Here is a 2226-nt window from a genome sequence, read left to right on the forward strand (position 1 = left end):
GGCCCCCCCCCCCCCCCCCGCGCGGGCGGGGGCGCCCGCCCCGCGCCGGGGGGGGCGCCCCGGCCCCCCTCCTTGGGGCGACCCCCCGGGGGCGGGCCGCCCCCGGGGGGGGGGCCCCCCCTCCTCTCATGCGTTACGCCTGGGCGCTGCCGTCCTCGTCTGCGACGGGCTCGTCCTCGTCGTCGTCCAGCGCGTCCACGAACTCCACGCCGTCCAGTTCGGCGAGGCGGTCGGACGCGTCGGTGGCGCCGTCCTTGTCGGCCTCCAGCGCCTTGCCGAACCACTCGCGCGCCTCGTCCTCACGGCCCGCTTCGAGCAGCGCGTCGGCGTACGCGTAGCGCAGGCGCGGGGTCCACGGGTGCACGGCGTTCGAGGCGAGTTCGGGGCTCTGCAGGGTGACGATGGCGGCGTCGAGCTGCCCCATGTCCCGCCGGGCGCCGGCGGCGACGAGACGCATCTCGACCTGGCCGGCCTTGTCCAGCTTCTGCACCTCGGGCTCACCGGCCATCGCCATGGCCTTCTCGGGCCGGCCGAGACCGCGCTCGCAGTCGGCCATGACCGGCCACAGCTCCACGGACCCGGTCATCCGCCGGGCCGCCCGGAACTCCGCCAAGGCCTCCGCGTACTTCTGGGTCGCGTAGGCGGCGAAACCGGCGGCCTCGCGGACGGCGGCGACGCGCGAGGCGAGCCGGAGCGCGATGCGCGAGTACGCGTACGCCTGCTCGGGGTCCTCGTCGATGAGCCGGGCCACCATGACCAGGTTCCGCGCGACGTCCTCGGCCAGCGTCTTGGGCAGGCTCAGCAGTTCCTGGCGGACGTCCTGGTCGATCTCGTGGCCGGTGACGTCGTCCGGGATGGGCAGCCGCTTGACGGGCGCGCGGTCGCGGTCGCGGTCGTCCCGGCGCTCGTAGCCGCCGGACCGGCCGCCGCGGTCGTCGCGGCCCCGGTAGCCACCCCGGTCACGGTCGTCCCGCTGGCCGCGGTAGCCGCCGCCCCGGTTGTCGTCGCGCCGGGGGCCACGGTCGCGGTCGTCCCGGCGGAAGCCACCGCCGCGGTTGTCGTCATCCCGGCGGGGACCACGAGGCCGGTCGTCACGGCGCTCGTAGCCACCCGGCCGGCCACCACGATCGTCATCACGACGCGGAGCACGATCGTCACGACGGAACCCACCACGATCATCGTCCCGGCGCGGGGCACGGTCGTCACGGCGGAAGCCTCCGCGGTCGTCGTCCCGGCGCGGGGCGCGGTCGTCACGGCGGAAGCCTCCGCCACGGTTGTCGTAGCCGCCACTGCGGTCATCGCGCCGGAAGCCACCACCGGAGGGACGGTCATCGCGACGGAACCCGCCGCCGCGGTTGTCGTCATCCCGGCGGGGGCCACGAGGCCGGTCGTCACGGCGCTCGTAGCCACCCGGCCGGCCACCACGATCGTCATCACGACGCGGAGCACGATCGTCACGACGGAAGCCTCCGCCACGGTTGTCGTAGCCGCCACTGCGGTCATCGCGCCGGAAGCCACCACCAGCGGAACCGCCCCGGTCGTCACCGCGGAAACCACCGCCGGAGGGACGGTCGTCGCGGCGCGGCCCACGATCCCGGTCGCGGTCCCGGTCGTCGCGGCGGAAGCCGCCCCCGGAGGGGCGGTCGTCGCGGCGGTATCCACCGCGGTCGTTGTCCCGGCGCGGACCGCGCGAACGGTCGTCGCGACCGCCGCCGAAGCCGCCCCGGTCACCGCCGTCCCGGCGACGCGGCTCGCGCTCCGAACGATCGTCGGGAGAGTTGGTGGACATGGGTGGAGCTCCTGTCATCGGGGTACTACAGACATTCTTACGCAGCCGGACACCCGACGCGCTTCGGGCAAAACAAAAAGGACCCTTGGTCCCAGCGCTGAACGCTGGGACCAAGGGTCCTTCAAAAATTGTTCGGCGGCGTCCTACTCTCCCACAGGGTCCCCCCTGCAGTACCATCGGCGCTGAAAGGCTTAGCTTCCGGGTTCGGAATGTAACCGGGCGTTTCCCTAACGCAATGACCACCGAAACACTATCGGCCACTCCGCCAGAAAGCGGAGTATCGGCACTTAGCGAACAAGCACACTTTTCAATTTATGAGTGACGTTGTTCAACCAGCACGACTGTTCGTGGCCTGGGAACAACACAGTGGACGCGAGCAACTGAGGACAAGCCCTCGGCCTATTAGTACCAGTCAGCTCCACCCGTTACCGGGCTTC

Annotated in this window: 2 protein-coding genes and 1 rRNA gene; all 3 read right to left on the reverse strand. The window is 72.2% G+C overall.

Annotated features, from left to right (window positions below; translation table 11 throughout):
- Positions 1 to 133 precede the first annotated feature (133 nt).
- Positions 134 to 862 (reverse strand): tetratricopeptide repeat protein, encoded by a 729-nt coding sequence (locus tag FKN01_RS32880; protein ID WP_221939393.1) that lies wholly within the window; start codon positions 860 to 862, stop codon positions 134 to 136.
- Positions 799 to 1662, reverse strand: coding sequence for a hypothetical protein (locus tag FKN01_RS32885; protein ID WP_221939394.1), 864 nt, complete (start codon positions 1660 to 1662; stop codon positions 799 to 801). The genes FKN01_RS32880 and FKN01_RS32885 overlap by 64 nt, the downstream gene beginning before the upstream one ends.
- Before the next feature lie 257 nt (positions 1663 to 1919).
- Positions 1920 to 2036 (reverse strand): 5S ribosomal RNA (gene rrf, locus FKN01_RS32095).
- Between the last annotated feature and the right edge of the window lie 190 nt (positions 2037 to 2226).

Origin of the sequence: Streptomyces sp. 130 (genome assembly GCF_007096885.1) — a bacterium.
Lineage (GTDB): Bacteria > Actinomycetota > Actinomycetes > Streptomycetales > Streptomycetaceae > Streptomyces.